Genomic DNA, 6129 nt, shown 5'->3' on the forward strand with positions numbered 1-6129 from the left:
GTCAACCGTCAACCATCAACAGTCAACCGTCAACTTATCTCAATTTCGTATCAATCCTTACTTCCGAATCCTGTTTCGCTACGTAATGGTTATCAACCCATTCTGGCGGTAAATCTGGTTGTTCTACAGGTAATTGATATTGATGTTTGCGGCAACGACTAGCCCAAGAAACACCACCCATAAAAGCTACACCAAAAAGTGCAACACCTCCCCCTACACCCACCCACAAAGGAATTGAGGAATTAGAATTTTTCTCTTCTGTTTGGGCACTGAGCGAAGTCGAAGTGCCATGTCCATGCTCATCTGCTGCACTACTCCCCCGCAGCGATTGTGCGTAAAGTTGCGGAGCGCGTTGGGTAACAATTAAATCCCCTGCAAATAACCCAGTTTTTACCTCCACCATATCGCCAGAGGTTTGCCCTAAAGTCACTTCCACAGATTGATAGGCGTTACCATTTTGGATATAAACCTGCTTTTTACCATTGGCTTCCACTACCGCCGCACTGGGAATCACTAAACTAGGCGATGCTGTTTGCTGTGTTAACACTTCCAGTTCTGCAAACATTCCCGGTTTGAGCAATCCGCCGAAGTTCTCCAATTCAGCTTGTACGGGAACAACTCGCGTTTCTCCTTCCACCACCGAGCCAATGCGGATAATTCTACCTGTAAAACTACGGTTAGGCACAGCAGCAACTTTAACAATTACCCTTTGACCAGTCTTAACTTGATTTAAATCCTTTTCATAGATATTCGCGGTGGCAAAAACCTTGCTATCATTGACAATCGTCATCAATTTACCGCCCGTATCCTCAAAGGATTGACCGAGGGTAACTTCTCTATCTGCCACCTTACCAGTAATCGGGGATACCACCGTCACCAATCCTTGAGCATTAGCGCGGGTTCCTAATTGAGAAAGGCGAGTTTGATAGGTGGTATTGCTCAGTTGAATGCGCGATTTTGCCACTTCAACGGCGGAAGCGGCGCGTTTTAGCTGATTTTCTGCCTCAATTACTTCCCGGCGGCTGTTAGCTTTAGTGAGTTCGGCTTTAGCTTGCGCTAGCTGGGTTTGCGATTCTAAGGCTGTGCGTTGGGGTAAAGCGCCAGCCGCGACTAACTGCTGATCTTTATTGTACTTTTCTTGGGCGAATGCTACTTGTGTTTGTGCTTGAGCGATTTCTGCTGTGGTTATTTGTTGATAGCGATCGCGATTTTGTTGAGCTAATTTTAAATCAGCTAAAGCTTGTTGTAAATCTGCCTGACCTTCTGCCAGTTTTTCTTGGGAATTAACTCGCAATTCCACTAAATCCGGGCTAGATACCACCGCTACTGCTTGACCTTTTTTGACTGTAGCACCCGGTTCTACCAACAACTCCACTACTTTGGCTTTAGCAATTGGCGTATTTACTTCTACCTTTTGGCTGGGTAAAGTTTCAATCTGTCCCGTAGTTTTAATTCCCACAGCTAACGCCTGAAGTTTCACTGGCTCAACTTTAATACCCAAGCGTTGCGCTGTTTGCGCATCAACTTTAATCGCTGTAGTCGCGGAATGCGCCTCACTACCTCCTTGAAATTCATTACCATGTCCCCCGTGGGCTAAAACTACTGGGGAATTTGCAAATATCAACAGACTGATAATTGTGCTAGAAACAGAGGAAATTGCTATGAGTGGTTGGGAACGCAGAGTTTTAAACATCGCTATCAGGAATTTGTCATTTATGGGCAGCGTAAACAAAGCTATACTTCCCAGTTTTTCATCTGAAAATGAAATTGGGATGAAATGACAATCATGTTGACAGTTGACGGTTGACGGTTGACTGTTCCTGGTTCATCTAGACTGTTTTGATTAGTCAAAAAGCTGCACCGTAAATTCCCTGTCTTTATGTTAAGTAAGATTTTCTACAAGGTTTTTTTGAGGTAGAATAATTCCTATTTGTGGAATATAGACATTTTTAGAAAAAATTAACGGTTTAAGAGACTTTATCCTCGATTTTTTGAGGAATTCGCCCAAGCGATATCTGTTGACAAGACGCTGCGCATCTACGCACTTCAGCTACTTATTACACAAACTAGGCAAACTCAATTTATTGGTAAAAATTCCATGAATTCAAATAACCAGCAATCAAATTTACCTCAAAATATTGGCTTAGCATTGTCAGGAGGCGGTTATCGGGCTGCGGTATTTCATTTAGGATTATTGTTTTATTTAAATCGCGTCAATTTATTGCAGCAAGTCAAAATGATATCCACCGTATCTGGAGGAACATTTACAGGTGCAAAATATACTTTATCTTTAGTAGAAAAGAAATCTTTTGCGGAATTTTATCAAGAATATTCTTACTTGCTGAAAAACACTAGGCTGGTAGAATTAGCATTAAAAAACCTCAGTAAAAAATCATCTAAGAAATCATCAGCAAGACACGATCTTATTACTGCCAGTGCCCAAGTCTACGCCGAAAAATTTTTCCAAAATCCTCAAGGCAAACCCTATCGCTTTGGCGATATTCTTCAAGCTAATATACATCTACAAGAAGTCATTTTTAACGCTACAGAATTTCGCAGTGGTTTAGCTTTTCGGTTTCAGCGTAGTGCCAACTTAAACGCCAAAATTGGTAATGGGAAAATATCAATAGAGAGGTCTGATGCAGAAGACATTCGAGTTGCTGATATTGTAGCAGCATCTTCTTGTTTTCCTGGTGGATTTGAACCTTTAGCCTTTCCCGGAGATTTTAATTGGTCAAAGCAAAATATTTTCAATAATGTCAGAGCCGTAGTTCATGAAAAATTGGCTGAAGATCTAGCTTTGATGGATGGGGGAATTTATGATAACCAAGGCATAGACAGTTTATGGTTAGCTGAAAAACGCAGTGATTTTCCCTTAGATTTATTTATTATTTCTGATGTCGATGAAAGACCAGGAACATTTTATTCCTTTCCCCCAGATTTTAAAGTAAGTAATTTAAAGTTACAAACAATTGATTGGCTATCAAAAATCCTAATAGTCTTCTGTTTATTTACTGTAATAACCGTAGCTTATGAAGCCATCAAAGACTATATAAGCGGTCAATTTATTTGGCTAGATTTTTTCTTGTATATCATTCCCTTTTTCTTAGCTCTTGCCACAGCTTTTATTTTGTTTTGGGGTCGAAATATCATTAAAAATCAAATTCTCCCGGCTGTACCTCAAGCTGGTATAGTTGCTTGGAACGATTTAAAAAGTTTAACAATTAACCAAGTAATTAATGCTATTTCTTTGCGTTTAACTTCTTTACAGGCGATGGCTGGTTCAGTTTTCATGAATCGCATTCGCAATATGGGCTTTAGTTTTATTTATCAACAGTATAGAGACAAAGATAAACAAAAAAAATTAATTTCTAATCTAATTTATGAATTAAGAGCCGGTGGTAAAAGAGCTAAATTACCAATAGAAGTCAAACCAATATCACCGGAGATTCTTAAAGTCATTGATGCTGCGGCAACTATGCCCACTACGCTTTGGTTTACTGAAGATAACCAATTCAATAATGTGATGATTGCTGGTCAAGTGACTAGTTGTTATAACTTAATGGTTTATATTACTCGCAATCATGGAGATGAACCTAGTTCATATCCTCAAGACATTCAAAAACTTTGGGCTATCTTGGTACAAGATTGGAATGGTTTTTGTGTGAATCCTCAGAATTATTTTCAATTTCTACTGAAGGAAACTCTCAAAAATAAATAATCTTCGACCCTTGCCTCTTTCCGGTCAGGCAGAAGGTAAACCATCTGCCTTTCTTGCTTAATATCACTTTTTATACCAAGCTTTTTGCCACTGTTTCATCTGATTAATTTCCGCATCTTGTGCTTTGATAATTGCTTGAGCTAGGTTCTTAATTTCCCCACGCTGAGATTTTTGCAAAGCATCTTTAGCCATCGTTACGGCTCCTTCATGATGCGGAATCATTGCATTAATAAAGCGTAAATCAAATTCTTCATCAGCAGCGCCTAAGTCCATATTCATCATCATCGCTTGCATTTGTGCAGATGACATTTCCATCATCTGACCCTTTTGAGAATCATAAGCCATCGGTTTATCTCCCGCTTTGGGATACCAAGCTGTGCGCCAGCCTTTCATCTGGGTAATTTCTTGGTTCTGTGCTTTGATAATTGCGTCTGCTAGCTTTTTAATTTCTGGGCGTTTTGATTTTTGCTGTGCTTCCTTAGCCATCAGAGTTGCGCCTTGGTGGTGGGGAATCATTGCATCAATGAAGCGTAAATCATAGTTAGCATCAGCCGGGCCTAAATCCATCACCATGCTGTGGTGATTGTGCTGGTTGTGATTTATCGGTTGTTTGTCGCTAGCAGCACGGGTAGTAATGGGTGGTAATGATGCTTGCCTTCTAGTGTGGTAAGTAGTTGTATTACAGGCTGTTAATAGGCTACCAGATACAGAGGCGATCGCTACTAAAGTAAATGCCAAAAAGTTATGTTTTAGAGTAGAGAGTTCCATAAGGATGATTTCAATAAATTCCTAATTTCATTAAGCAATCTCTAGTTGGGTGGAGAGTCAAGCTTTTTGGTAACTTATTTTTTCCTTAGGTAAAACAATTCTCCAGAAAATCGCGCCATACATGACTGCTGCACCCCAATACATAGTTTTGCAGACAGAAATGAAATTAGGATGAAAAACTCCACCCACAAGGGGATGGAGTTTTTGGGCATAGGGAATGGGACATAGGTAAAGAACATACCAATGTCCGAAGCGGCTGTCTCTCTCAACTCACACTTCGACAAGCTCAGCGCATCGCCAGAGGATGGAGTTTCCCGCAGCTTTCAATGAAATTACATCTTTGTGCTGTTGATGATGTTATAAAGAACATCCAAATTGTTGCGCCAATTTCTAATCCCCAGATGCTACTTCTCTCTTAGGGTGGTAATCAGAACAAGTATTTGCATCTTTAGTCAACGCTATTGCTGGCTGCACAGCGCATTTTAAATAATGATTTCTTGCGAAATAATGACATCTTATACAAGGTAAGTTAGCACAATCATTCATGGGTTCAGTAAGCTGATTCTCAGATAATAACTTCAATTTTTTTGTGAAAATTATTAAAATTCCACCCCAAAAAACTAGAAAAGCCAGAAAACTCCCTGACTGAGCTATAAATGTATCACTGATGAAAAAATTCTCAGTTTTTGCAGGTTGAGTTTGAACTTCTTGCAAGGTTATGGGGTGAGACGATGAATCTATTACTTGATATCTTTGCCATATTTCTTGAATTTGCATATCAATTGTTCTCGGTTATATTTTTATATCTATTCAGCACATATTTTTGTATTGGCTAATACGGGAAAATATCTTTGTCATCTTTCACTAATTCAGGGAAACTGATGATTGTAATTTAATTGAATTTTTGAAATATACGTAAGGGCGTACTAGCTCCCCTATGGATAGGTAGATTTTCTTTCAGAAATAAAATCGGATTGCTATATTTATGTAAGTGTTTTATGCCGTAGCCTAAAGCACCACTATATGAAGATAGTTAGTTAAATAAAACATTTAACACACCCGACAAATATTTAAATTATTTCCCAATTCAAATCTGATTAATATATGAGCTAGCAATATATGATAAATACATATTGTTAGCTAAGCATATACAACCTCAGATTTAAATATTTAGCTAAATCTATTAACTCAAAAACCTAATTATAGATATAACAAATAAAAAATTATTTCAAATCTCCCAATAGGTTTGCCTATTAAGCTTTAGTGTATACCGTAAGCAATAAATCTTTGTTTGCACATCGCTGCAATCATCTAAGAGGTTGTTTGAAAAGTTTTTGGCTGTGATTTTAGATACTTATTGATCCCCCCTACCCCCCTTAAAAAAGGGGAGCCACTGCGCCCTTGCGGTTTCCCGACTCCCTCAGTGGCGTGGATTTAGGGGGATCTAAAACGTTTTGCTACCAACGATAGGATTTTTAAAACATCCTCTAAGTAAGTTGGTAATTGCATCCAACTATTACCTGAAAGCAGGGGTGCAGACAGGGCAAACGCATCTAAATAGAGAAAAGTGCTAAGTAGAGGTGTGTTTTGAGTAGTACAAGAGAACTATATATAACTGGTGAAGAGAGCGATCGCTAAAA

Annotated in this window: 4 protein-coding genes; 1 reads left to right on the forward strand and 3 read right to left on the reverse strand. The window is 39.0% G+C overall.

Annotated features, from left to right (window positions below; translation table 11 throughout):
• Positions 1-34: 34 nt before the first annotated feature.
• Positions 35-1693, reverse strand: a complete 1659-nt coding sequence (locus H6G41_RS19005; RefSeq protein ID WP_190747742.1) for an efflux RND transporter periplasmic adaptor subunit — start codon at positions 1691-1693, stop codon at positions 35-37.
• A 405-nt stretch (positions 1694-2098) separates the two neighbouring features.
• On the opposite strand from H6G41_RS19005, the gene H6G41_RS19010 reads away from it, so the two are divergent.
• On the forward strand, positions 2099-3721 hold the full coding sequence (locus H6G41_RS19010; protein ID WP_190747743.1) for a patatin-like phospholipase family protein: 1623 nt from the start codon (positions 2099-2101) through the stop codon (positions 3719-3721).
• A gap of 63 nt (positions 3722-3784) precedes the next feature.
• Here the strand turns inward: H6G41_RS19010 and H6G41_RS19015 are convergent, their stop codons facing one another.
• On the reverse strand, positions 3785-4489 hold the full coding sequence (locus H6G41_RS19015) for a DUF305 domain-containing protein (protein ID WP_190747744.1): 705 nt from the start codon (positions 4487-4489) through the stop codon (positions 3785-3787).
• Positions 4490-4879: 390 nt separating this feature from the next.
• A complete protein-coding gene (locus H6G41_RS19020) occupies positions 4880-5266 on the reverse strand; it encodes a hypothetical protein (RefSeq protein WP_190747745.1) in 387 nt (128 codons plus the stop codon).
• Positions 5267-6129 lie beyond the last annotated feature (863 nt).

Origin of the sequence: Tolypothrix sp. FACHB-123 (assembly GCF_014697075.1) — a bacterium.
GTDB lineage: Bacteria > Cyanobacteriota > Cyanobacteriia > Cyanobacteriales > Nostocaceae > Aulosira.